The sequence below is a fragment of the Pseudoclavibacter caeni genome (assembly GCF_008831125.1).
Classification (GTDB): Bacteria; Actinomycetota; Actinomycetes; order Actinomycetales; family Microbacteriaceae; genus Pseudoclavibacter_A; species Pseudoclavibacter_A caeni.
Map to the genome: position 1 here is coordinate 58,797 of NZ_WBKA01000003.1, position 22,583 is coordinate 81,379.

The window sequence follows — 22,583 nt, forward strand, 5'->3', positions numbered from 1 at the left end:
CCGCTCGTTCAAGCGTGTGTTGCGGCAGGCAGCGGGGTCGGCTCAGTCCCGTGCGCTCGGGCCGCTCGAAGCCGTGCCCGCCTCAGGGCCGGTGAGGGCATCGTCCGGCCCGGCCTCGACGTCTCTGAGCCTTCGCTGCACCGCACGGGTGCGCCGGCCGACCTCCTCGACCGTGTTCTGCGCGGTCTGCAGCTGCCGGGCGAGGCGTTCCCAGACCTGGCCGTACCGGGCGAACTCGGTCTTCGCCTGGGCAAGCACTTCCCACACCTCGGCGGTGCGCTGCTCGATCGCGAGCGTGCGAAACCCCATCTGCAGGCTATTGAGCAGGGCCATGAGCGTCGTGGGCCCGCTGACGAGCACCCGCAGGCTCGACTGCAGGTCGCTGACGAGCCCCGGACGACGCAGCACCTCGGCGAACAGGCCCTCGGTGGGCAGGTACATGATCGCGAAGTCGGTGCTGTATGGCGGGACGACGTACTTCTCGGAGATGCGCCGAGCCTGGACGCGAACGGCTCGCTCCAGCTCACGTCCGGCTCGGTCAGCGGCCGCCTGGTCCCCGGCCTCCTGCGCGGCGAGCAGCCGCTCGTAGTCCTCTTGGGGGAACTTCGAGTCGATCGGCAGCCACACGGGCCGGTGATCGTCACCGCCGGGCAGTCGCAGGGCGAACTCGACTCGCTCGGCCGAGCCCGGTCGGATCACCACCTCCGTCGCGTACTGGTCCGGGGTGAGGCAGTCGGCGAGCTGGCGCTCCAGCTGCAGCTCGCCGAGGCCGCCGCGATTCTTCACATTCGTGAGCACCCGTTTGAGCCCGCCGACGTCCGCGGCGAGCGAGTGCATCTCCCCCAGCCCCTGCTGCACCTGCTCGAGCCGCTCGCTCACCGTGCGGAAGGACTCCCCCAGCCGGTGCTCCAGCGTGCTGTGCAGCCGCTCGTCGACCGTGGCGCGCATCCGGTCGAGCTGCTGGGCGTTGTCCTGCCGCAGCCGGGCCAGTTCGAGACCCAGCGACTCGGTGAGACTCTGCAGGCGCTGGTCCATGAGCCCGGCGGATTGGGCGAGTCGCTCCCCGATCGCCGACTGCTGGGCGTACAGATCAGGGCGCAGCGCGTCAACAGCCTCGCGCACCCCGGCGCCGGACGCGTCCGATCCCGTCCCCCCGCCCGGTCGCCGCTCGCGCAGCACGACTCCCAGCGTCACCGCCGCCAGGAGCAGGTCGATCACGACCAGCACCACCACCAGGATCTCCACGGACTCCTCCATTCGCCTCGGTCATCGGCCGGCCCACCAGCACGGTACGTCGAGCGGGACACCGCCCGGCCCGGCGGCCGGTCTGCGGCATGGCGTCTCGGCCGACTCACCGCACGGCCAACGCTAGCGCGACCCTGCGACGTCCCGACCGCGCTCCGCTGCTACCGTTGGTGACTGCGTGACGGCCCCGCCCGCGCGAGACACCGCGACCGTGGTCGCACGGAAGTTCCCGGGCCGTGGTGACGGCCCCGCACGCGCGAGACCCGCCCGCACGTGGCCCGTGTGGCATCCACGAAAGAAAGAGGACTGATGGAACTCGGCCTGACCGGCGCGCTGCTCGGCGGCGTGCTCACACTGCTGAGCCCCTGCTCGGTGATGCTGCTTCCGGCGTTCTTCGCCTACGCCTTCACCCGCCCGGGTCGACTGCTGGCGATGACAGGGCTGTTCTATCTGGGGCTGCTGACCACGCTCGTGCCGCTGGGCCTGCTCGCCGGCACCGTCGGCGCATTCTTCACCGTGCACCGGGACGTGATCATCGCGGTGCTTTCGATCGCCGTGATCATTCTGGGTGCGCTCATGGCGCTGGGCGTGCCGATGCCGGCGCTGCTGCGCGGCGAGACCGGCGCGGACTCCCCGGAGTCGGCGCTCTCCGTGTACCTGCTCGGCACCGTCTACGGACTCGCCGGCGTGTGCACGGGGCCGCTGCTCGGCGCGGTGCTCGCGATGGCCGCGTACGGCGGTAGCGCCCTGTACGGCGCGCTGCTGCTCGTCGTGTTCGCCGCGGGCATGGTCGTCCCACTCGTGCTGCTGTCGCTGGTGTGGCGGTGGATGCCGGCCGCACGCTGGCTGGTCCGCCCGCGCGAGCTCGTCATCGGGCGCTGGCGCAACGCATGGACGAGCATCGTCGGGGGTCTGCTCACCGTGGCGATCGGCGTGCTCATGCTCGCCACCGCGGGCACCACCTCGCTGGGCGGTGTGCTCGGCGTCGACGACCAGGCCCGGCTGGAGTCGACGCTCGGGGCCTGGTCGACGGGGGTGCCCGACTGGCTCGCGGTCACGGTGGCCGTCGCCGTCCTCGCCGCAGGCTGGCTCGTGCGCCGCCGACTCAGGCGGCGTCCTCCGCGTCCTGCAGCTGGGTCTCGATCGTCTTCGTGAACGTGTCCGAGGACTGGGCGCCACTGAGCGTGTCGTCGCCGATGACGAAGAATGGCACGCCGGTGATGCCCAGACTGTTCGCCGCGGTGGTGTCATCCTCGACCGCCTGCCGCAGGTCATCGCGGTCGAGCGCAGCGGTGAACGCCGAGATGTCGGGCACGCCCGCCTGCTCGGCGAAGCCCACGAGCTTCTCGCGCGGCATGTCGGGATGCCCCGTCTCGGGCGCCGCGGCGTACAACGTCTCGAGGTACGCCACGTAGCGGCCCTGCTCACCGGCGGCGCGGGCCGCGACCGCGGCGTCCACGGATTCGTCGCCGAAGTAGGCCACGTCGTGGAACTCGATGCGCACCTGCCCGGTCTCCACGTACCGTGTGAGGAGCGTCGGCAGCGTCTGGTTCGCGAACGAGGCGCAGTACGGGCAGCGCAGATCGGTCCACTCGACGATCGTCACCGGCGCGTCGATGTCGCCGATCGCCCGCGGGTCGTCGGCGTCGGCCCGGGCGACCTGATCGGAGAGCACCCCGCTGGGCGAGGCGCTCGCCCCGGCCGACGCGGTGGTGGTCCGATCCTGCTGGGCGACGATGACGACCACGAGCAGGAGCACGATCACGACGAGCACGAGGTTCGCCATGTGCGCGCGCCGCAGCCGGGTGCGCAGCGCGGCGATCTGCTGCTGGGGACGCTGCCCCTGCCGCGCGCCGCTGGCGCCGGAGCCCTGCGGCGTGGTCGTGCTGGTGGTGCGTCTCGTGCTGTTCCCCATGACGCTCGACCCTACCAGCCCGACCGATACCCTGCTGGGTATGTCACGACTAGGCTCGAGGCATGCTCGACCTCCCCCAGCCGCTCGACACGCTGCTGCCGCGCCTGCGCCGCCACCCCGACATCGAGGCCCGCGAGCTCGTCGCCGTGGACGCGACCGACCGCTACCTGCTCGCCGCAGCCGCGCCGCGGATCACCGCCGCCCCCGATCGCCCCGTGCTCGTCGTGGACGACACGCACGGCGCGCTCGCGCTCGGCGCCGCGACCCTCGGGGCGACCGACGTGCGCGTGTGGCAGGACGCCCTGGTCGCCGAGCACGCCCTAGCCGAGAACGCGGGGCGGACAGGGCTCGCCGCCCGCTGGCGGCAGGTCGCCGCGGACGAGCTGGGCGGCGCCGCCCTCGTGCTGATGCAGCTGCCGCGATCCCTCGAGCTGCTCGACCTGCTCGACGCACTGCTCATCGCCGACGCCCCGGCCGATCAGACCGTGCTCGCCGGCGCCCGCGTCAAGCACATGACCCATGCGATGACCGACGTGCTCGCCGGGCACCATGAGACGGTGCGGGCGACGCTGGCCCGCGGGAAGTCCCGGCTGCTCGTGGCCACCGGACCGCGCGCCGCATCCGCGATCCCGGGCGCCACCCTCCGCGCCGCGCTGACCGCCTCGGGCTCGCTCGATGCGCCGGAGGCTCCCGCACCGGACGCCGGCACGGTGGCGCCCGGCGTCCATCCGGACGGCACGGCGATCGCCCCGCTCGCGGTGCGCGCCTGGCCGGGGACGTTCGCCGGCGCCACGCTGGACATCGGCACCCGGGCGGCGCTCCCCCATGTCGCCGCCGCGGCCCGCGCCGCGGTCGCCCGCGCGACGGAGGCCGGGCACGCGCCCGTCGCGGTCGACCTCGGCTGCGGATCGGGCCTCATCGCCGTGGAACTCGCCCGCAGCGCACCCGGGCTCGCGGTCGTGGCGACCGATCAGTCCCGCTCGGCCGTCGCGTCCACACGCGCCACGGCGCGGGCGAACAGGGTGGCCGAGCGGGTCACCGTGCGCCGGGACCTGCTGTTGCACGACCAGCCAGACGCGTCCGTGGACCTCGTCGTGTGCAACCCGCCCTTCCACGTCGGGGCCGCGGTGCACACCGGCGTCGCCCACGCGATGTTCGCCGACGCCGCCCGCACGCTGCGGCCCGGCGGGGTGCTGCTCACCGTCTTCAACTCGCACCTGCATCACCGGCCGGCGCTCGAGCGGCTGGTCGGCCCGACGACGCAGGTCACCCGCACCCCGAAGTTCACCGTCACACTCACCGAGCGACGGCACAGCGCCCCGGCGCCGTGAGACGGCGGCCGGGGCGCTGGACGGCACGGTCGGGATCCACCGGGTCGGCTCGTCCCACTGCCCGGTAGATCTCAGGGGCGCCGACCCATGAGCGGATCAGTAGTACTGGCCGTGCCGGTAGTCCCAGCTGTTGAAGTGCTGGGCGAGGATCTGCAGGATGCGGTCGAGGTAGACGCCCCGGCGGATCAGCACCGGGCACGGGGTGATCGACCGCTCGCCGTGCTGCTCGGGCACCAGGTTGCCGTCGGCGTCGACCATCGAGACCATCACGCCCTGCTCGTAGCGGGTCTCCTCGGTCTCGTTCGGCTGGATCGAGTGGACGTAGTCGTCAGCCTCGACGATGAGGTCGGCGCGCGAGGCGATGCGCTCGCCGATGCCCTCGACCCGGCCGCGATTGCCCTTGCCGGAGGGATTCGCGGAGCTCGCGAAGGCGAGCCTCCCGTGCTTCCACAGCTCGGCGGCGATCTGCTCGCCGGGGGTGCCGAAGCGGATGACGAAGCAGCTGGTGCCTCGACGGTCACGGGCGAGCTCGCGCTCGTGCTCGTCGACGAGGAAGCGCTCAGCGGCGTCGTCGCGCCAGGGCAGGATGCAGCCCATCAGGATGTCCTCATCCCAGTGCTGCTGGTAGTACGCCTCGATCTCGGGGGTCATGCGGGCGAGCGCCTTGAGCTGCTCCATCGATCCGCAGAGCACGACACCGGGCTTGTTGCGGTTGCGCTGTTTGGCCTCGAACTTCCGCTCGAGCCCCTGGCCGTCCGAGGTCATGATGATGTACCCGACCTTCGTCGGGCTCACGATCATGCCGCCGTCGCCGAGGAGAATGTCGAGGCCCTCCTGCTGCACGCCGCCGTCCCAGTGGATCGTCTTGGTGTCGTTCATCTCGCCTTCATTCGTGTTGGTGTGGTTCCGCCTCCGGGCGCACCCGAGGCTGTGACGCATGGTGGACGCGGGTTCGCGTCGAGCTCGGACGGCCACGACTCCATGCCAGGCCGTGCCCCGACGGCCCGAGCGTGTTGTGCCGCGGGCCGCACGAGCATCCAGTCTAGTCGGTGCCCGGCACAGCCCGGGAGCGACGCCGACGCCCCTCAGTCGAGGGTGACCCGCTCGCCCTCGCCGACCCAGGCGCGCAACTGGTCGACGTCGACGAAGCGCAGCAGCGCCTGCCGGTGGCTGTAGTGGGCCTGGGCGACGTACTCGTCGTAGGGCATCAGGTGCACGCTGATCCGCTCCCCCGCGTCGAGGTGCTGCTCGGCGACGTCGATGACGCCGGTGGCGACGAACACGTGGACGAACCACTCGATCTTCGTCTCCGGCTGACGCACCTCGAGCAGCCGCCAGTTGCGGAACGCGTACCCCGTCTCCTCGCGGGTCTCGCGTTTCGCCGCGTCGAGCACGGATGCGTCGGTCGGCTCGACGCCGCCGGCGGAGACCCCGCCGTGACGGACGATCCCGCTCGGCTGCTCCTCGTCGACGGTCACGACCCGCCCGTCGTCGGTGAGACCGATCGTGATGACGGTGTCGTGGCGGCGCAGCATCTCGAAGGTCGCGATGCTGCCGTCATACAACTGCTGCGGCCACTGGTACGTGTCGAAGATCACGCCGTGGAAGACACGGCGGCCCTGCGGCGGCACCCGGTGGGCGTTCGCCGGCAGCCACCGCGCCGGGGTGCCGGCCGCCTCGTCCCGCCGCTCCCAGCGCCCGGGGACAGGCCGGTCGAGCTGCGCCCGGCCGTCCTGTCTGCGACCCGTCACTGCTGCGCCCGGTCGAGGATGAGCTCGCGCACCCGCTTCGCGTCGGCCTGACCGTGCATGGCCTTCATCACGGCGCCGATGATGGCGCCGGCGGCCTGCACCTTTCCGGCCTGGATCTTGGCGAGCACCTCGGGCTGCGCGGCGAACGCCTCGTCGATCGCCGCGGTGAGCGCGCCGTCATCGGAGACAACCGCGAGCCCGCGGGCGGCGACGACTTCCCGGGGCGACCCCTCGCCGGCGACGACGCCCTCGAGCGCCTGGCGGGCGAGCCGGTCGGTGAGCGTGCCCTCGGCGACGAGCGCCTCGAGCTCGGCGACGTCGGCGGGCGTCACCCCGAGCTCGGCGACGGTCGTCTCGCGGGCGTTGGCGAGACGGGTGATCTCACCGATCCACCACTTGCGCGCCGCCTGTGCGGTCGCGCCGGCATGCACCGTCTGCTCGACCTCGTCGAGGAGGTCGGCATTGACGATGTCCTGGAACTCCCGGTCGCCGAGCGCCCACTCGGCTCTCAACCGGCGACGACGGGCAACCGGCTGCTCCGGCAGGGTCGCACGCAGCTCCTCGACCCGCTCGCGCGGGGTGACGACCGGCAGCAGATCCGGCTCGGGCATGTAGCGGTAGTCGTCGGCGTCGCTCTTCGGGCGCCCAGAGATCGTCACCCCGGCGGCCTCCTGCCAGTGGCGGGTTTCCTGGGTGATGCTGCCGCCGGCCGCGAGGACGGCCGCCTGACGCTGGATCTCGTAGCGCACGGCCCGCTCCACGGAGCGCAGCGAGTTGATGTTCTTCGTCTCGGTGCGCGTGCCGAGCTCCTGCTGGCCGCGCGGCCGGATCGAGACGTTCGCGTCGCAGCGGATCGACCCCTGGTCCATCCGGGCGTCGGAGATGCCGAGCGCCTTGACGATGTCACGGATCGCGCCCACGTACTGACGCCCCACCTCGGGGGCCCGAGCCTCGGTGCCCATGATCGGCCGGGTGACGATCTCGACGAGCGGCACGCCGGCGCGGTTGTAGTCGACGAGCGACGAGGTCGCGCCCTGGATGCGGCCGGATCCGCCCTGGTGAGTGAGCTTGCCAGCGTCCTCCTCCATGTGGGCCCGCTCGATCGGCACGGTGACCATCGTGCCGTCCTCGAGCTCGACCTCGACGGCGCCGTCGAAGGCGATCGGCTCGTCGTATTGCGAGATCTGGTAGGCCTTCGGCAGATCCGGGTAGAAGTAGTGCTTGCGCGCGAAACGGCACACCTCGGCGATCTCGCAGCCGAGCGCGAGACCCAGCCGGATCGAGTCGGTGATCGCCTGCGCGTTGACCGTCGGCAGCGTCCCCGGCAGCCCGAGGCACAGCGGGGTGACGTTCGTGTTCGGCCCGTCGCCGAACTCGTTGGGCGCCCAGGTGAACATCTTGGTGCGCGTGTTCAGCTCGACGTGCACCTCGAAGCCGAGCACCGGCTCAAAGCGCTTGACCGCCTCGTCATAGTCCATGAGTTCAGCGCTCATCGCGTCGCTCCTTCCGCATCGTGCGCGTCCCGGCCCGTGGCGGCGCCCAGCGCGGGGGCGCGGTCGATGATCGGGCCGCCCCAGCGGTCCTCCAGCAGCGCCTCCAGTGCGCCGGCGAAGGCGTACAGCCGGGCGTCCTCGAACACCGGGCCGAACGTCTGCAGCCCGACCGGCAGGCCGTCCTCCTCGGCGAGGCCGATCGGCTGACTGATCGCGGGGATGCCGGCGAGGTTCGCGGGGATCGTGGTGACGTCGTTAAGGTACATCGCGAGCGGGTCGTTCACCTTCTCACCGAGCCGGAACGCGGTGGTCGGCGAGGTCGGCGAGACGAGCACGTCGGCCTGCTCGAACGCAGCGACGAAATCGCGCTGGATGAGCGTGCGCACCTTCTGCGCCTTGCCGTAGAACTGGTCGTAGTAGCCAGCGCTCAGCGCGTAGGTGCCGAGGATGATGCGGCGCTTGACCTCGGGGCCGAAGCCCGCCTCGCGGGTGGCGGCCATCATGCCCTCGACGTCCGGGCGGCGCCCCTCGGGCATCCGTCGCAGCCCGTAGCGCACGCCGTCGAAGCGGGCCAGATTGCTGGAGGCCTCAGCAGGCAGCACCAGGTAGTAGGCGGCGACCGCGTAGGCGATGTTCGGACACGAGACCTCGACGATCTCGGCGCCGGCGTCAGCGAGCAGGGCGATCGCCTCATCGAAGCGCGCCCGCACACCGGGCTGGAACCCCGGCTGGTTGAGCTCGCGGATCACACCGACCCGCAGCCCGCGCAGTCCGGCGCCGCCACGGCCGCCGCGCGCGGCGTCGAGAAACGACGGCCAGTCGCGGTCGAGGCTCGTGGAGTCCTTCGGGTCGTGCCCCTTGATCACGTCGTGCACGAGAGCGGTGTCACGGACGTTGCGGGCGACCGGGCCGATCTGGTCGAGCGACGAGGCCAGCGCGATCGCCCCCCAGCGGGAGACCCCGCCGTAGGTGGGCTTCACCCCGACGGTGCCGGTGACGGCGGCCGGCTGACGGATCGAGCCGCCGGTGTCGCTGCCGAGCGCGAGCGGCGCCTCGAAGGCGGCGACCGCCGCGGCGGAGCCGCCGCCGGAGCCGCCGGGGATGCGGTCGAGATCCCACGGGTTGTGGGTCGGGCCGTACGCCGAGTGCTCGGTCGAGGAGCCCATCGCGAACTCGTCCATGTTCGTCTTGCCGACGATCACGGCGTCGGCGGCACGCAGCCGGGCCACCGCGGTCGCGTCGTACGGGGGCACCCAGCCCTCGAGGATGCGCGACCCGGAGGTCGTCGGCTCGTCACGCGTGGTCAGCACGTCCTTGACCGCCACGGGCACACCCGCGAGGGGGCCCAGCGGCTCGCCCGCGGCGCGGCGACGGTCGATGCCGGCGGCCGTGGCGAGCGCCTGCTCGCCGTTGACGTGCAGGAAGGCGTGCACCTCGCCCTCCACCGCGGCGATGCGCTCCAGGTGCGCCTGGGTCGCCTCCACCGAGGAGATCTCGCCGGACGCGAGGCGCGCGGCGAGCTCAGTAGCCGGAAGTCTGGTCGGATCGGTCATCTCATCCGTTCTCTGTCTGTCAGGACTGTCAGGTCTGTCAGGTTGTCTGTGGTCGTCGACCTGTCCGTCAGGCCGACGCCCGAGTGCTCAGTCGCCCAGGATCGAGGGCACCCGGAAGTAATCGCCCTCGCGGTCCGGGGCGTCACCGAGCGCCTGATCCGGGGTGAGCGTCTCGCCCGGCTCGTCGGGGCGGAAGACGTTCGTCAGCGGGATCGGATGACTCGTCGCCGGGACATCGGGCGTGGCGACCTCGTTGACGGTCGCCACCGCCTCGAGGATCTGCTCCAGCTGGGGGGTGAGCTCGTCGAGCTCCTCGTCGGTCAGCGCGATTCGGGAGAGCATCGCCAGATGGGCGACCTCGTCGCGAGAGATTTCAGCCATGGCCGACAGTCTACCCGCCGGGTCCGACCGCGGACCGGTGGCGCACCCGTGCCGTCACCGGTCCGGCGACATCCGTTCTCTCCCGACACCCCTCGCGAGAGCCCCGATCAGACTCCCGGCGCCTCGTCGCCGGTGGCCTTCCCACCGCTCTCGACTGCTCCCCCGCCGGAGGCGTCGCCAGTCACATCCGCGGCCGCCCCGGCCTCGTCATGCTGGGTGGCGTCGTGGACCTCGCCGACGAGCACCTCGATGATGTCCTCGAAGAACAGCGCGCCGACGACGTGCCCGATGTCATCGGAGACCCGGGCCACGTGGGCGCCCTGCCGCTGCATCGTCGTCAGCGCGTCCTCCAGCTCGGTGGACGCGGCGATCGTGATCAGCTGGCGGATGCGGCTGTGCGGCACCGGCTCCGCGTACCGCGAGGGCGGCAGGTCGAGCACGTCCTTCAGATGGATGTAGCCGATGAGCGTCCCGGCCGGACCGGTCACCGGGTATCGCGAGAAGCCGAACTCGCCCACCGCGTCCTCGACCTGCTCCGGGGTGACGCCCTCGGGCAGCGTCCGCAGCCGCCGCAGCGGCACGGCCACGTCGGCGGCGCGCTTCTCGGTGAACTCGAACGTGTTGCCGAGCGTGCCGGCAGGGTCGTCGAGGGTGCCCTCCTTCGTGGACTCGGCGACGATCGTGGCCACCTGGTCGAGCGTGTACGCCGTGCTCGCCGCGTGCTGCGGCCGGATGCCGAACATGATGAGCACGAGGTCGGCCCCGCGGTTGAGCGCCCAGATGACCGGCTTGAACACGCGGTCGAAGCCGACCAGGGGCGGGGCGAGCAGCAGCACGGCCCTGTCCGGCATCGAGAAGGCGATGTTCTTCGGCACCATCTCGCCGAACACCACGTGCAGGAACGACACGAGCAGCACGGTGATCACGAACGCGGCGGTCGCCGTGGCTGACTCGCCGAGCCCGAGCCACCCCAGCGGCACCTCGAGCAGGTGGTGGATCGCCGGCTCGGAGACGTTGAGGATCAGCAGCGAGCAGATCGTGATGCCCAGCTGGGTCGCGGCGAGCATGAGCGTCGCGTGCTCCATCGCCCACAGCGCGGTGCGCGCGCGCCGGGAGCCTCGCTCCGCGAGCGGCTCGATCTGCGAGCGCCTGGCGGTGACCACCGCGAACTCGGCGCCCACGAAGAAGGCGTTGCCGAGCAGCAGCACGAACAGCCACAGGATGCCGGCCCAGTCGCTCATGACTCCTCCTCCGCCTGCTCCCGGGCGGCCCGGTCGACCAGGGGTGCTGGGGCGAAGCGCACCCGATCCACCCGCCGGCCGTCCATGCCGGTGACGACGAACGTCCCCACACCGGGCTCCTCGACCACGCTGCCCACCTTCGGGATGCGTCCCAGCCGCTGCATCACGAACCCGCCGAGGGTGTCGTACGCGCTGTCCTCGGGGAAGCCCACCTGCACCTGCTCGGCCATCTCGTCCGAGCGCAGCAGTCCCGGCAGCAGCCAGCCGCCGCTGCGCAGGCGGACGACGCCGAGCCGCAACCGGTCGTGCTCGTCCTCGACGTCGCCGACGAGCTCCTCGACGAGGTCCTCCAGGGTGACGACGCCGGCGGTGCCGCCGTACTCATCGACCACGACCGCCAGCTGGAGGCTGCGCGTGCGCAGCTCGCCGAGCAGGGCGTCCAGTGGCATCGTCTCGGGCACACGGGCCACGGGGACGACGAGATCGCGCGCCCGGGTCGTCACGCGCCGGTCGCGAGGCACCCCCACCGCCTGCTTGACGTGCACCTGGCCGAGCACATCGTCGCCGTCGCGGCCGATCACCGGGAAACGGGAGTGGCCGGTGCGCCGGGCGAGCGCGATGACGTCCTGCGCGGTCTGGTCGGCCTCGACGGCCTCGACCCCGGGGCGGGGCGTCATCACGTCGCCGGCGGTCAGCTCGGAGAAGTCGAGCGTCTTGGTCAGCAGCGTCGCCGTCTGCCGGTCGAGGCTGCCGGCGAGCGCGGCCCGCTTCACGAGCGAGGCGAGCTCCTCGGCGCTGCGGGCGGAGGAGAGCTCCTCCTGCGGCTCGATGCCGAGGCCGTGCAGCACGAGGTTGCTGGTGTCGTTGAGCACGACGACCGCCGGCTTGAAGATCGTGGTGAACAGCAGCTGCGGCGGGATCACGACCCGCGCGACGGCGAGCGGCCGGGCCAGCGCCAGGTTCTTGGGCACGAGCTCGCCGAAGAGCATCGACAGCACGGTGGCCACGAGCACGGCGAGGATGCCGGTGACGGTCGCCGCGACCGGCTCGGGCAGGTGCAGGTCGACCAGCAGCGGGTCGAGGAAGCCGGACAGCGCCGGCTCCAGCGTGTACCCGGAGAGCAGCGTGGTCAGGGTGATGCCCAGCTGCGCGCTGGAGAGGTGGGTGGACGTGTGCCGCAGCGCGCCGATGAGCCGGTCGAGCCCCTTCTGGCCGCGGTCGCGCCGGGCCTCGAGCTCGGCGCGGTCCATGTTCACCAGGGTGAACTCGGACGCGACGAACATGCCCGTCCCGGCGGTCAGTGCCAGACCGATCAGCAGCAGTGCCCAGTCGCTCACCCTCTCACCAGCTCTCGGGCAGGGCCCGGCCCTCTTCGTATCCCGCGGCGGACTGGATGCCGACCGTCGCCCGCTCCCGGAACGTCGCGAGATCCCCCGCGCCGGCGTACGTGCACGCCGACCGCACCCCGGCGGTGATCTGGTCGAGGATGTCCTCCACCGAGGGACTCATCGGGTCCAGGTACAGTCTGGAGTCGCTGATCCCCTCGGAGAAGATCGCCTTGCGCGCACGCTCCAGCGGCGACAGCCGGGCGAACCGGCCGGCGACCGCCTTCGAGGAGGCCATGCCGTAGTTGCGCTTGTACAGCCGCCCGCTCGCGTCGCGTTCGATGATCCCGGGCGACTCGATCGTGCCGGCCAGCCAGGAGCCGATCATCACCGCGCTGCCGCCGGCCGCGAGGGCGAGGGCGACGTCGCGGGGGTACCGCACGCCGCCGTCCGCCCACACGCCGGCGCCGAGGGCGCGGGCGGCCGCGGCCGTCTCGAGCACGGCGGAGAACTGGGGTCGCCCCACCGCGGTCATCATGCGGGTCGTGCACATCGCGCCGGGGCCGACGCCCACCTTGACGATGTTCGCGCCGGCGCCGACGAGATCCTCGACGCCCTGTGCCGTGACGACGTTGCCGGCGACCACGGGGTGATCGACCGACACCGAGCGGACGCGGCGCAGCGCCTCGAGCATCCGCTCCTGGTGGCCGTGCGCGGTGTCGACGACGATGACGTCGACCCCGGCGTCGATGAACGCCCGGGCGCGGGCCTCGACATCGCCGTTGATGCCGATCGCCGCGGCCACCCGCAGTCGCCCCGCCGCGTCGAGGGCGGGCCGGTAGACAGTGCTGCGCATCGCCGACTTCGGGCTCGTCGTGCCCAGCACGCGATCACCGTCGAGCACGACGGCGAACTCCAGCCCCTCGTCGAACAGCCGCTGGAAGAGGGTCTCGTCGTCGGGTATGTCGGCGACCTGGAGGACGGGCTGCTCGCCGTGGACAAGGTCGCCCAGCAGCGCGTCGTCGAGCGCCCGGCCGAGCACGGTCGCGTCGATGACCCCGAGGAACCCCCCGGACGCGTCGCGCACCACGAGGCCGTGCCCCACTGCCGGCGGCAGCACCCGCCGCGCCTGCTGCACGGTCATGTCCGCGTCGACCAGGAACGGGGCGGCGAACCGGGGCGAGGCGTCCTTCACCGCGGCGACCGAGCGCAGCAGCGCCGCCTGGTCCATGTCCTGCGGCAGCACCGCGAGCCCGCCGCGCCGGGCCATGGTGGACGCCAGCCGGGGCCCGGTGACCGCGTTCATGTTCGCCGCGACGATCGGCGTGCGCATGCCCGTCACGTCATCGGTGGAGAGATCCACCCGCAGTCGGGAGCCCACCGCGCTGCGCGACGGGATGAGGAACACGTCGGAGTAGGTGAGGTCATACTGAGGCTGCGAGCCATGGAAGTGCATGATCTCCACGGTAGTGCATGCCCGCGACATCACGGCCGGACGCCTTTGTGCACCGGGGATGACACGTCGGCCGGGTCACCCCGACGCCACTCGCCGACAGGTGTCGCAGAATGACCCGGCGCTGGTCGGGGGACCCCTCGACATGCCGCTAGGCTGTTCCAAGTCAGCATTTCGATGAAGAGAGGCGATCGTCTTGGCCAGCAGCGGATCAGGCAGCTTCGACCCCCAGGAGTTCGGCGCCAATCAATGGCTCGTCGAGCAGGCGTACGAGCAGTATCAGAAGGACCCGGCGAGTGTCGACAAGGAGTGGCTGCCCGTGCTGAAGGAGTACGCGGCGCGTCAGGCCCGTGTCGCCTCCGCCCCGACGAGCACCCCCGCCGCGGCGACGCCCGCGCAGTCCGACAGCCCCGTCCCGCACGAGGAGGCCGAGCATCGCACCCCGCACCCCGGCCCGGTGCCGCCCGTGCGCTCGCAGCTGCCCACGGCCTCCCCGTTCCCCACCGCCTCCATCCCGATCGTCGGCGATCTGCCGGTGGCCCGCACGACGAGCTTCGCGCCGGCCCCGACGCCGATCCCCGCGGATCGCAACACCCAGCTCGCCCACCCGGTGCCGGCCCCGGCGCCCGAGGAGCCCCCGGCGAGGCCGGAGGCCACCCCGCTGCGCGGCATGGCCCGGGCGCTCGCACGCAACATGGACGAGTCGACCAGCGTCCCGACCGCCACGAGCGTGCGCACCATCCCGGCCAAGGTGCTCATCGACAACCGGATCGTCATCAACAACCACCTGCGCCGCTCGCTCGGCGGCAAGGTGTCGTTCACCGAGCTGATCGGCTGGGCACTGGTCAAGGCGCTCAAGGCCTTCCCCAGCCAGAACGTGTACTACGACGTCGTGGACGGCAAGCCGAGCGTCGTCCGCCCGCCGCACATCAACCTGGGCATCGCCGTCGACGTGCCGAAGAAGGACGGCACGCGCGCCCTGCTCGTCCCCGGCATCAAGCGGGCCGAGGAGCTCGACTTCGAGCAGTTCCTCGCAGCGTATGACGACATCGTCCAGCGCGCCCGCGCGAACAAGCTGACCGCGGACGACTTCAGCGGCGTGACGATCTCGCTGACGAACCCTGGCGGCATCGGCACCGTGCACTCGGTGCCCCGCCTGATGAAGGGCCAGGGCACGATCATCGGCGCCGGCGCGCTGAACTACCCCGCCGAGTACCAGGGCATGAGCGCCGAGACGATCGCCCGCCTCGGCATCTCGAAGGTCATCACCCTCACGTCGACGTACGACCACCGGGTGATCCAGGGCGCCGGCTCGGGACAGTTCCTGAAGATCGTGCACGAGCTGCTGCTCGGCGACCACGACTTCTACGACGAGATCTTCGAGTCGCTGCGCCTGCCGTACGAGCCCGTGCGCTGGGTGCAGGACGTGGCGATCAACCCGGCCGACGAGGTCGACCGCGCCGCCCGCGTCCAGCAGCTCATCCACGCCTACCGTGTGCGCGGCCACCTGATCGCCAACACCGACCCGCTCGAGTACCACCAGCGCCGGCATCCCGACCTGGACATCCTCAACCACGGCCTGTCGCACTGGGACCTCGACCGCCAGTTCGTCACCGGCGGCATCACCGGAAAGCCCACGGCGACGCTGCGCGAGATCCTCGGGCAGCTGCGCGACAGCTACTGCCGTACCGTGGGCGTCGAGTACATGCACATCCAGGATCCGGAGCAGCGCCTGTGGCTGCAGGACCAGCTGGAGCGCCCGTATGAGAAGCCCGGGCACGACCGCCAGCTGCACATCCTTGACCGGCTCAACCAGGCCGAGGCGTTCGAGACGTTCCTGCAGACGAAGTTCGTCGGGCAGAAGCGCTTCTCCCTCGAGGGCAGCGAGTCGCTCATCCCGCTGCTCGACGAGCTGCTGCAGGACGCGGCGGCCGAGGGCATGGACGAGGCCGGCATCGGCATGGCCCACCGCGGGCGGCTCAACGTGCTGACGAACATCGCCGGCAAGACGTACGCGCAGGTCTTCCGCGAGTTCGAGGGCACCCAGCCGCAGCAGACCGGCTCCGGCGACGTGAAGTACCACCTCGGCACCGAGGGCGTGTTCCACAGCACCGACGGTCGCGACATCAAGGTGTACCTGGCCGCCAACCCATCGCACCTCGAGGTGGTCAACACCGTGCTCGAGGGCATCGTGCGCGCCAAGCAGGACCAGCTGCCCGGCAGGTCGTTCAGCGTCCTGCCCGTGCTCGTCCACGGCGACGCCGCGTTCTCCGGCCAGGGCTCGGTCTACGAGACCCTGCAGATGTCGCAGCTGCGCGGCTACCGCACGGGCGGCACGGTCCACGTGATCGTCAACAACCAGATCGGCTTCACCACGAAACCGTACGACGGCCGCTCGTCGGTCTACCCGACCGATGTGGGCCGCACCATCCAGGCGCCGATCTTCCACGTCAACGGCGACGACCCCGAGGCCGTCGTGCGCGTGGCCGATCTCGCCTTCCGATACCGCCAGCGGTTCCACTGCGACGTGCTCATCGACCTGGTCGGCTACCGTCGCCGCGGGCACAACGAGGGCGACGACCCGTCGATGACCCAGCCGCTAATGTACGGCATCATCGAGTCGAAGCGCTCGGTGCGCGCGCTGTACACCTCGGCGCTGGTCGGCCGCGGTGACATCACGCAGGACGAGTACGACACCGCGAACGCGAACTTCCACGCCGAGCTGGAGCGCGCGTTCGCCGAGACTCACGAGGCCCAGTCGCAGTCCGCGTCCGTCCCGAAGGCGCCGGGCGGGGCCACCGCCCGGGCCATCAGCGACATCCAGCTGCCCGAGGCGCAGCAGCACGAGGCGGCGACGGCGATCGAGCCGCAGCTGCCGCGGGCGACGGCGATCCCGCGCGCGCTCGTCGAGCGCATCGGCGACGCGCACATGGCCGTGCCCGAGGGCTTCACCGTGCACCGCAAGCTGAAGAAGGTGCTGCAGAAGCGCTATGACATGTCTCGCAACGGGCACATCGACTGGGCGTTCGGCGAGCTGCTCGCCCTCGGGTCGCTGCTCGTGCAGGGCGTGCCGGTCCGGTTCACCGGTCAGGACTCCCGCCGCGGCACGTTCGTGCAGCGCCACGCGGTGCTCCACGACCAGCAGAACGGTCAGGAGTGGTTCCCGCTGCTGAACCTCGCCGAGGAGCAGGCTCGCTTCTGGATCTACGACTCGCTGCTGAGCGAGTTCGGCGTGCTCGGCTTCGAGTACGGTTACTCCGTGGAGAACACGAAGGCGCTGACGATCTGGGAGGCCCAGTTCGGCGACTTCGCCGACGGCGCCCAGACCGTCATCGACGAGTTCATCAGCTCCGCCGAGCAGAAGTGGGGCCAGCGCTCCGGCCTGGTCATGCTCCTCCCCCACGGCTACGAGGGGCAGGGGCCGGATCACTCCTCGGCGCGCATCGAGCGTTACCTCTCGCTCGCCGCCGAGGACAACCTGATCGTCGCCCAGCCCTCGACGCCCGCGTCGCACTTCCACCTGCTGCGCCGCCAGGCGTTCACCCGGCCGAAGCATCCGCTCATCGCGATCACGCCGAAGCAGATGCTGCGCCTGAAGACGGCGGTGAGCCCGGTGGAGGACTTCACCCAGGGCGCCTTCCGTCCCGTGCTCGACGAGACTCGTCAGATCGACCGGTCGAAGGTGCGTCGCGTGGTCATCGTGAGCGGCCGCCTCTACTGGGAGCTGCTGGCGAACCTCACGAAGTCGGGCGACGAGACGGTGGCCCTGGTGCGGCTGGAGCAGTACTACCCGCTGCCCGGTGACGAGCTGCGCGAGACGCTCGCCCAGTATCCGGGGGACGCCGAGCTCGTGTTCGCCCAGGACGAGCCCGAGAACCAGGGCGCCTGGCCGTTCCTGGCGCTGCACCTGCCACCGTTCCTCGACGGTCGCACGATCCGGGTCGCGTCACGTCCTGCGGCGGCCGTGCCCGCGGCCGGCACGCAGGGCCGGCACAAGCGGCAGGAGGCCGAGCTGATCGCGAAGGCGCTCGACTGACCCTTCTCAGCACGAGACGGCTCGGGCCGGCTCCCCCACGTCGGGGAGCCGGCCCGAGCCGTCTCGTCAGTGCTGCAGGCGCGGCCGCGTGTGCCGAGCACGTGCACACGCGGACGATGCGCGGCGCCGGCGGGCGATCCGCGCGGCCGCGACGCATGCGGCTGGCGCACGCAGACCGGGCGATGACCGGGCGTCCCGTCAGCGTTCGCGGCATGCCCGGGGACGCGGCCGCGTCCGGCCGGCGATGGACGCTACGGCACGTCCCGCATCGTCTCGATGCGGGCGATCACCCGCCGCCGCAGCTCGATCGGCGCCTGCTCGCGGCATCCGCGCACGATCACCGAGGTCAGGGTGAGGCTCAGCCGGTGCGCGTTCGTGCACTCGGGGCAGGAGCGCAGGTGCGCGTCGAGCGCCGCGCGCTCCCGGGAGTCGAGCTCGGCATGCACGTACTCCTCGAGCACCTCGCGTACATGCCCGCAGCCGCAGTCCTGCTGTCGTGACGTGTCCATGGTCACCGCTCTCCCTTCCCTGCCGCGGGTGCGCCCGGCGTCGACGCCTCCCGCGCGCCGGCGGCCGCGGCGACCTCGGCGGGGCCGCCGCCGGCGTCATCCGATCCCGTGCCCGCGGGTGCGTCCGGCGTGGCTGCCGCCGGCTTCGCCCGGCGTGTGCGGCGGCGCGGCTCGGGGATCGTCATGCCGCGCTCCCTGGCGTACTCGGCGAGCTCGGAGCGCAGCATCCGCCGGCCGCGGTGCAACCGGGACATGACCGTGCCGATCGGAGTCTTCATCAGCTCGGCGATCTCCTTGTAGGAGAATCCTTCGACGTCGGCCAGGAGCACCGCTAGCCGGAAGTCCTCCGGCAGCTCCTGCAGGGCCCGCTTCACCTGCGAGTCGGGCATGCGGTCGAGCGCCTCGATCTCGGCGGACTGCGCGCTCGTCGCGGTCGCCGACTCGGCGCCGCCCATCTGCCATTCCTCGAGCGCGTCGATGCTCTGCGTGCCCTTGGTGCGCTGCTTCTTGCGATACGTGTTGATGTACGTGTTCGTCAGGATGCGGTACATCCAGGCCTTGAGGTTCGTGCCCTGGCGGAAGGAGTCGAACGCCTGGTACGCCTTCGCGTAGGTCTCCTGCACGAGATCCTGGGCGTCCGCGGGGTTGCGGGTCATCCGCATCGCCACGCCGTAGAGCTGGTCGAGCAGGGGCAGTGCCTGCCGCTCGAACAGGTCACGTCGGGCGTCCGCGCGCTGCTCGGCCGTCGTGCTGTCGGTTCCGGAGTCACCGGGGTCGCTGGGGGCTGTCATCACCATCGATCCTACCGGCCCGGGGGATGCCGCCCGTCCCGTCCGCTCCAGCGTCATGACCGCCATGCCCACGTCCTCTCCTCCGGGCGCGCACGACGGCGACCGTCAGGCCACCGCGACGCCCCTGAACACTTAGACTTAACGAGATGCAGATTCGTGGCTATTCCAGGACCGGCGACCGCGCGGCCGTCCCGCCCGCCCGCGCCTGGGTCGCGCCCACCCCCGAGCATCCTGTGCACGGCACCGTGACCGTGCCGGGCTCGAAGTCGCTGACCAACCGCGAACTGCTGCTCGCCGCCCTGGCCAGCGGCCCCTCGACGCTGCACACGCCGCTGCACTCCCGCGACACCGCCCTCATGATCGAGGCACTGCGCCGGCTGGGCACGCGGATCGAGCCGCTCGAGCCGCCGCCTGCGGTCGCGACGACACTGCCCGGGGCGCTGCCCGCGGGGCTCGCGCCGGCCTCCGACCCGGCCTCCGACCCCGACACCGGAGATCTGCTGGTCATCCCCGCCGAGACGTTCCGCGGCGCGGTCTCGATCGACTGCGGTCTGGCCGGCACCGTCATGCGCTTCGTGCCCCCGGTCGCCGCCCTCGCTCTGGGCCCGGTCGGGTTCGACGGCGACGCGCAGGCCCGGAGGCGGCCGATGGGCCCGCTCATCGAGGGGCTGCGCCAGCTCGGCGTCACCGTCGCCGACGATGGCCGCGGCCGCCTGCCGTTCACCGTCCACGGCGAGGGACGCATCCGCGCCGGCCACGTGCGCATCGACGCCTCCGCCTCCAGTCAGTTCGTCTCGGGCCTGCTGCTCGCCGCGGCCCGGTACGAGGGCGACACCGTCATCGAGCACGTGGGCGGCACGCTGCCGAGCCTGCCGCACATCGAGATGACCGTCGCCACCCTCGCCGAGCACGGGGTGACCGTGCATCGCGCAGGGCCGACCGCCTGGCGGGTGCCCGAGCAATCGATCGCCGGCGCCGACGTGCGGCTCGAGCCGGATCTGTCGAACGCCGCCCCGTTCCTCGCCGCGGCGCTGGTGACCGGCGGCAGCGTGGCGGTGCCCGACTGGCCGGCCCACACCACACAGGTCGGGGCGCTGCTGCCCGAGCTGCTCGGCGCGTTCGGCGCGCGCAGCGAGCTCGTCGACGGGACGCTGACCGTGCACGGCGACGGGCCCGTACACGGCGCGGATCTGGACCTCTCCGCGGCCGGCGAGCTGGCGCCCACCATCGCCGCCGTGGCCGCGCTGGCCGATTCCCCCACCACCCTGCGCGGCATCGCGCACCTGCGCGGGCACGAGACCGACCGCCTCGCCGCATTGGAGAGCGATCTGCACGCGCTGGGCGGCGACGTGCACCAGACCGACGACGGGCTCGTCATCGCCCCCGCCGTGCTGCACGGCGGCGAGTGGAAGGCGTTCGCCGACCACCGCATGGCCACGGCCGGTGCGGTCATCGGCCTCGTCGTGCCCGAGGTGCGCGTGGATGACATCCAGGCCACGGCGAAGACGCTGCCCGGCTTCGCCCGGATGTGGGCCCGACTGATCGACCCCGAGCCGACCGGGCTCGCCGACGTGCCCGTCGAGGCGCGCTGATGCCGGCCTCGCCCGGCGACTGGGCAGACTGGGACGAGTCGGACGTCCGGGTCAGGCCGAACCCGAAGGCGAACCGGCCGCGCACGAAGCGGCGCCCCGCCCATGCCGACGCCCGCCCCGGCATGGTGACCACGGTCGACCGGGGCCGCTACCGGGTGCGCCTCGACGGTGCGGGCCCGACGGTGACCGCGGCCCGGGCCCGCGAGCTGCATCGCGAGCGGATCGTCGTCGGCGACCGGGTGGACCTCGTCGGCGACCTCACCGGCGCCGCCGGCACGCTCGCCCGGATCGTGCGCGTCGAGCCCCGCCGCACCGTGCTGCGCCGCAGCGCGGACGACGCCGACCAGGTGGAGCGGGTGGTCGTGGCCAACGCCGACACCCTGCTCGTCGTGGTCGCTGCGGCGAGCCCCGACCCGAGCCTGGGGTTCATCGACCGGTGTGTGGTCGCGGCGCTCGACGCGGGGATCGACCCGGTGGTGGTCGTCACGAAGACCGATCTGGCCGCCGCCGCCCCGGTGCGCACGCACCTGTCCGGCCTCGACGTCCCCGTGATCGAGAGCGCCGGCGGCTCCGCTGCCGCCCCGGTGCGCGACCTCGCCCGGGGCCGGGTGGTGGCGCTCGTCGGTCACTCCGGCGTGGGCAAGTCGACCCTGCTCAACGCGGTCGCCCCCGACGCCGAGCGCTCGACCGGCCACGTCAACGCGGTCACCGGACGCGGCCGGCACACGTCCTCGTCTGCGCTGGCGGTGCCGGTTGACGACGGCGGCTGGCTCGTCGACACCCCGGGCGTGCGCTCGTTCGGGCTCGGCCACGTGCGCCCGGAGCGGGTGCTCGCCGCGTTCCCCGACCTCGAGGCGATCGTGCCCGACGTGCTGCGCACGCCGCTCGGCGACCTCGACGCCGAGGCACTCGCCGCGCGCGTGCCAGAGGGCCGGCGCGCCCGCGTCCGCTCGCTCGTGCGGATGCTGCGGGGGCTCGCCGGCGAGGCACGCTGAGCGGCGCGAGGCCAGCCGAGCGACGGACACGCCGATCGAACGGCAGGGCTCGGCCGACCTCGACCTCGGCCGCGTGCTGGCGTCAGCTCCCAGTCCCGACGCTCCGACCGGGCGACGAGCGCCCTCCTCCGACCGGGCTACGCTGGGGGACATGCCGTTCTCACTGGATCAGGATCTCCGCCTCGCCCTCGAGCTCGCCGACGCCGCCGATGCGATCACCACCGCCCGTTTCCGCAGCACCGACCTCGACGTGCGACAGAAGGCCGACGACTCCGAGGTGACCGACGCGGATCTCGCCTGCGAGCGCCGACTGCGCGAGCTCGTCGCGGAGCGCCGCCCCGGCGACACCGTGTACGGCGAGGAGTACGGCGGCGAGCGGCAGCCCGGCCGCTGCTGGATCATCGACCCGATCGACGGCACCGGCAACTACTTCCGCGGCGTGCCGATCTGGGCGACGCTCATCGCCCTCGCCGTCGACGGCGTGCCGGTCGCGGGGGTGGTGAGCGCGCCGCTGCTGTGCCGCCGCTGGTGGGCTGCGGAGGGGTCCGGTGCGGTCGGCGTGTTCGGCCAGGGCGCGCCCGAGCCGCTGCACGTGTCGACCGTGGGGTCGATCGCCGATGCGTTCGCGAGCGTCGGCAGCCTTGACCAGTGGGATCTCGTCGACGCCCGCGACCGGGCGATCGACCTGCTCGATGCGACGCACCGGCAGCGGATGTTCGGCGACTTCCTGCCGTACATGCTCGTCGCCGACGGCTCGATGGACGTCGTCGCCGAGCCCGACCTGAAGCCCTACGACATGGCGGCGCTCGACGTGATCGTCCGCGAGGCCGGGGGCCGTTTCAGTGCGATGGATGGCACACCCGGCATCTGGTCGGGCACGGCGCTGGCGACGAACGGCCGGCTGCACGAGGCGGCGCTGGGGATCCTCTCGAACTGAGTCGCCGGCGTCGGGGCGCCGGAAACGTGCCCGTT

At 72.1% G+C, this 22,583-nt stretch carries 18 protein-coding genes; 6 read left to right on the forward strand and 12 right to left on the reverse strand.

Going from position 1 to position 22,583, the window contains the following annotated elements:
- Window positions 1–42: 42 nt before the first annotated feature.
- A complete protein-coding gene (locus F8O02_RS04470) occupies window positions 43–1,245 on the reverse strand; it encodes a DNA recombination protein RmuC (protein ID WP_225734112.1) in 1,203 nt (400 codons plus the stop codon).
- Between the two features lie 309 nt (window positions 1,246–1,554).
- Here F8O02_RS04470 and F8O02_RS04475 point away from each other — a divergent pair, with 309 nt between their 5' ends.
- The gene (locus F8O02_RS04475; protein ID WP_158036055.1) at window positions 1,555–2,400 is read left to right on the forward strand and encodes a cytochrome c biogenesis CcdA family protein; all 846 of its coding nucleotides are present in this window, start codon (window positions 1,555–1,557) and stop codon (window positions 2,398–2,400) included.
- On the opposite strand, the gene F8O02_RS04480 is transcribed toward F8O02_RS04475, so the two are convergent.
- Window positions 2,351–3,160 (reverse strand): DsbA family protein, encoded by an 810-nt coding sequence (locus F8O02_RS04480; RefSeq protein ID WP_158036056.1) that lies wholly within the window; start codon window positions 3,158–3,160, stop codon window positions 2,351–2,353. The genes F8O02_RS04475 and F8O02_RS04480 overlap by 50 nt on opposite strands.
- Window positions 3,161–3,222: 62 nt before the next feature.
- Between F8O02_RS04480 and F8O02_RS04485 the strand changes: the two genes are divergently transcribed.
- Complete coding sequence (locus F8O02_RS04485; RefSeq protein WP_158036057.1) at window positions 3,223–4,491, forward strand: class I SAM-dependent methyltransferase; 1,269 nt, start codon at window positions 3,223–3,225, stop codon at window positions 4,489–4,491.
- Between the two features lie 96 nt (window positions 4,492–4,587).
- Here F8O02_RS04485 and F8O02_RS04490 read toward each other — a convergent pair whose 3' ends face one another.
- From F8O02_RS04490 to guaB1, 8 genes are all read right to left on the reverse strand, one after another.
- On the reverse strand, window positions 4,588–5,370 hold the full coding sequence (locus F8O02_RS04490; protein ID WP_158036058.1) for an L-threonylcarbamoyladenylate synthase: 783 nt from the start codon (window positions 5,368–5,370) through the stop codon (window positions 4,588–4,590).
- 206 nt (window positions 5,371–5,576) lie between these two features.
- Window positions 5,577–6,242 (reverse strand): NUDIX hydrolase, encoded by a 666-nt coding sequence (locus F8O02_RS04495; RefSeq protein WP_158036059.1) that lies wholly within the window; start codon window positions 6,240–6,242, stop codon window positions 5,577–5,579.
- Complete coding sequence (gatB, locus tag F8O02_RS04500) at window positions 6,239–7,735, reverse strand: Asp-tRNA(Asn)/Glu-tRNA(Gln) amidotransferase subunit GatB (RefSeq protein WP_158036060.1); 1,497 nt, start codon at window positions 7,733–7,735, stop codon at window positions 6,239–6,241. Before gatB ends, F8O02_RS04495 begins: the two co-directional genes overlap by 4 nt.
- The gene (gatA, locus tag F8O02_RS04505; protein WP_158036061.1) at window positions 7,732–9,288 is read right to left on the reverse strand and encodes an Asp-tRNA(Asn)/Glu-tRNA(Gln) amidotransferase subunit GatA; all 1,557 of its coding nucleotides are present in this window, start codon (window positions 9,286–9,288) and stop codon (window positions 7,732–7,734) included. Before gatA ends, gatB begins: the two co-directional genes overlap by 4 nt.
- Before the next feature lie 87 nt (window positions 9,289–9,375).
- Window positions 9,376–9,669, reverse strand: a complete 294-nt coding sequence (gatC, locus tag F8O02_RS04510) for an Asp-tRNA(Asn)/Glu-tRNA(Gln) amidotransferase subunit GatC (RefSeq protein WP_158036062.1) — start codon at window positions 9,667–9,669, stop codon at window positions 9,376–9,378.
- Window positions 9,670–9,776: 107 nt separating this feature from the next.
- Entirely contained in the window at window positions 9,777–10,910 is a 1,134-nt protein-coding gene (locus F8O02_RS04515) for a hemolysin family protein (RefSeq protein ID WP_158036063.1), read from the reverse strand.
- On the reverse strand, window positions 10,907–12,247 hold the full coding sequence (locus tag F8O02_RS04520; RefSeq protein ID WP_158036064.1) for a hemolysin family protein: 1,341 nt from the start codon (window positions 12,245–12,247) through the stop codon (window positions 10,907–10,909). The genes F8O02_RS04515 and F8O02_RS04520 overlap by 4 nt, the downstream gene beginning before the upstream one ends.
- A gap of 4 nt (window positions 12,248–12,251) precedes the next feature.
- Window positions 12,252–13,691: a GMP reductase gene (gene guaB1 / locus F8O02_RS04525; protein WP_158036065.1), complete on the reverse strand. Its 1,440-nt coding sequence runs from the start codon at window positions 13,689–13,691 to the stop codon at window positions 12,252–12,254.
- Window positions 13,692–13,884: 193 nt separating this feature from the next.
- Between guaB1 and F8O02_RS04530 the strand changes: the two genes are divergently transcribed.
- Entirely contained in the window at window positions 13,885–17,724 is a 3,840-nt protein-coding gene (locus F8O02_RS04530) for a multifunctional oxoglutarate decarboxylase/oxoglutarate dehydrogenase thiamine pyrophosphate-binding subunit/dihydrolipoyllysine-residue succinyltransferase subunit (protein WP_158036066.1), read from the forward strand.
- A 251-nt stretch (window positions 17,725–17,975) separates the two neighbouring features.
- On the opposite strand, the gene F8O02_RS04535 is transcribed toward F8O02_RS04530, so the two are convergent.
- Both F8O02_RS04535 and F8O02_RS04540 read right to left on the reverse strand, forming a co-directional pair.
- A complete protein-coding gene (locus F8O02_RS04535; RefSeq protein WP_158036067.1) occupies window positions 17,976–18,233 on the reverse strand; it encodes a zf-HC2 domain-containing protein in 258 nt (85 codons plus the stop codon).
- Between the two features lie 2 nt (window positions 18,234–18,235).
- Entirely contained in the window at window positions 18,236–19,030 is a 795-nt protein-coding gene (locus F8O02_RS04540; protein ID WP_404821178.1) for a sigma-70 family RNA polymerase sigma factor, read from the reverse strand.
- A 140-nt stretch (window positions 19,031–19,170) separates the two neighbouring features.
- Between F8O02_RS04540 and aroA the strand changes: the two genes are divergently transcribed.
- The 3 genes from aroA (at window position 19,171) to F8O02_RS04555 (ending at window position 22,548) form a co-directional block, all read left to right on the forward strand.
- Window positions 19,171–20,616: a 3-phosphoshikimate 1-carboxyvinyltransferase gene (gene aroA, locus F8O02_RS04545; protein WP_158036069.1), complete on the forward strand. Its 1,446-nt coding sequence runs from the start codon at window positions 19,171–19,173 to the stop codon at window positions 20,614–20,616.
- Window positions 20,616–21,611 carry a ribosome small subunit-dependent GTPase A gene (gene rsgA, locus F8O02_RS04550; protein ID WP_158036070.1) on the forward strand — a complete coding sequence of 332 codons (996 nt, stop codon included), beginning with the start codon at window positions 20,616–20,618 and terminating at the stop codon, window positions 21,609–21,611. Before aroA ends, rsgA begins: the two co-directional genes overlap by 1 nt.
- Window positions 21,612–21,762: 151 nt before the next feature.
- Window positions 21,763–22,548, forward strand: a complete 786-nt coding sequence (locus F8O02_RS04555) for an inositol monophosphatase family protein (protein WP_158036071.1) — start codon at window positions 21,763–21,765, stop codon at window positions 22,546–22,548.
- Window positions 22,549–22,583: the final 35 nt, after the last annotated feature.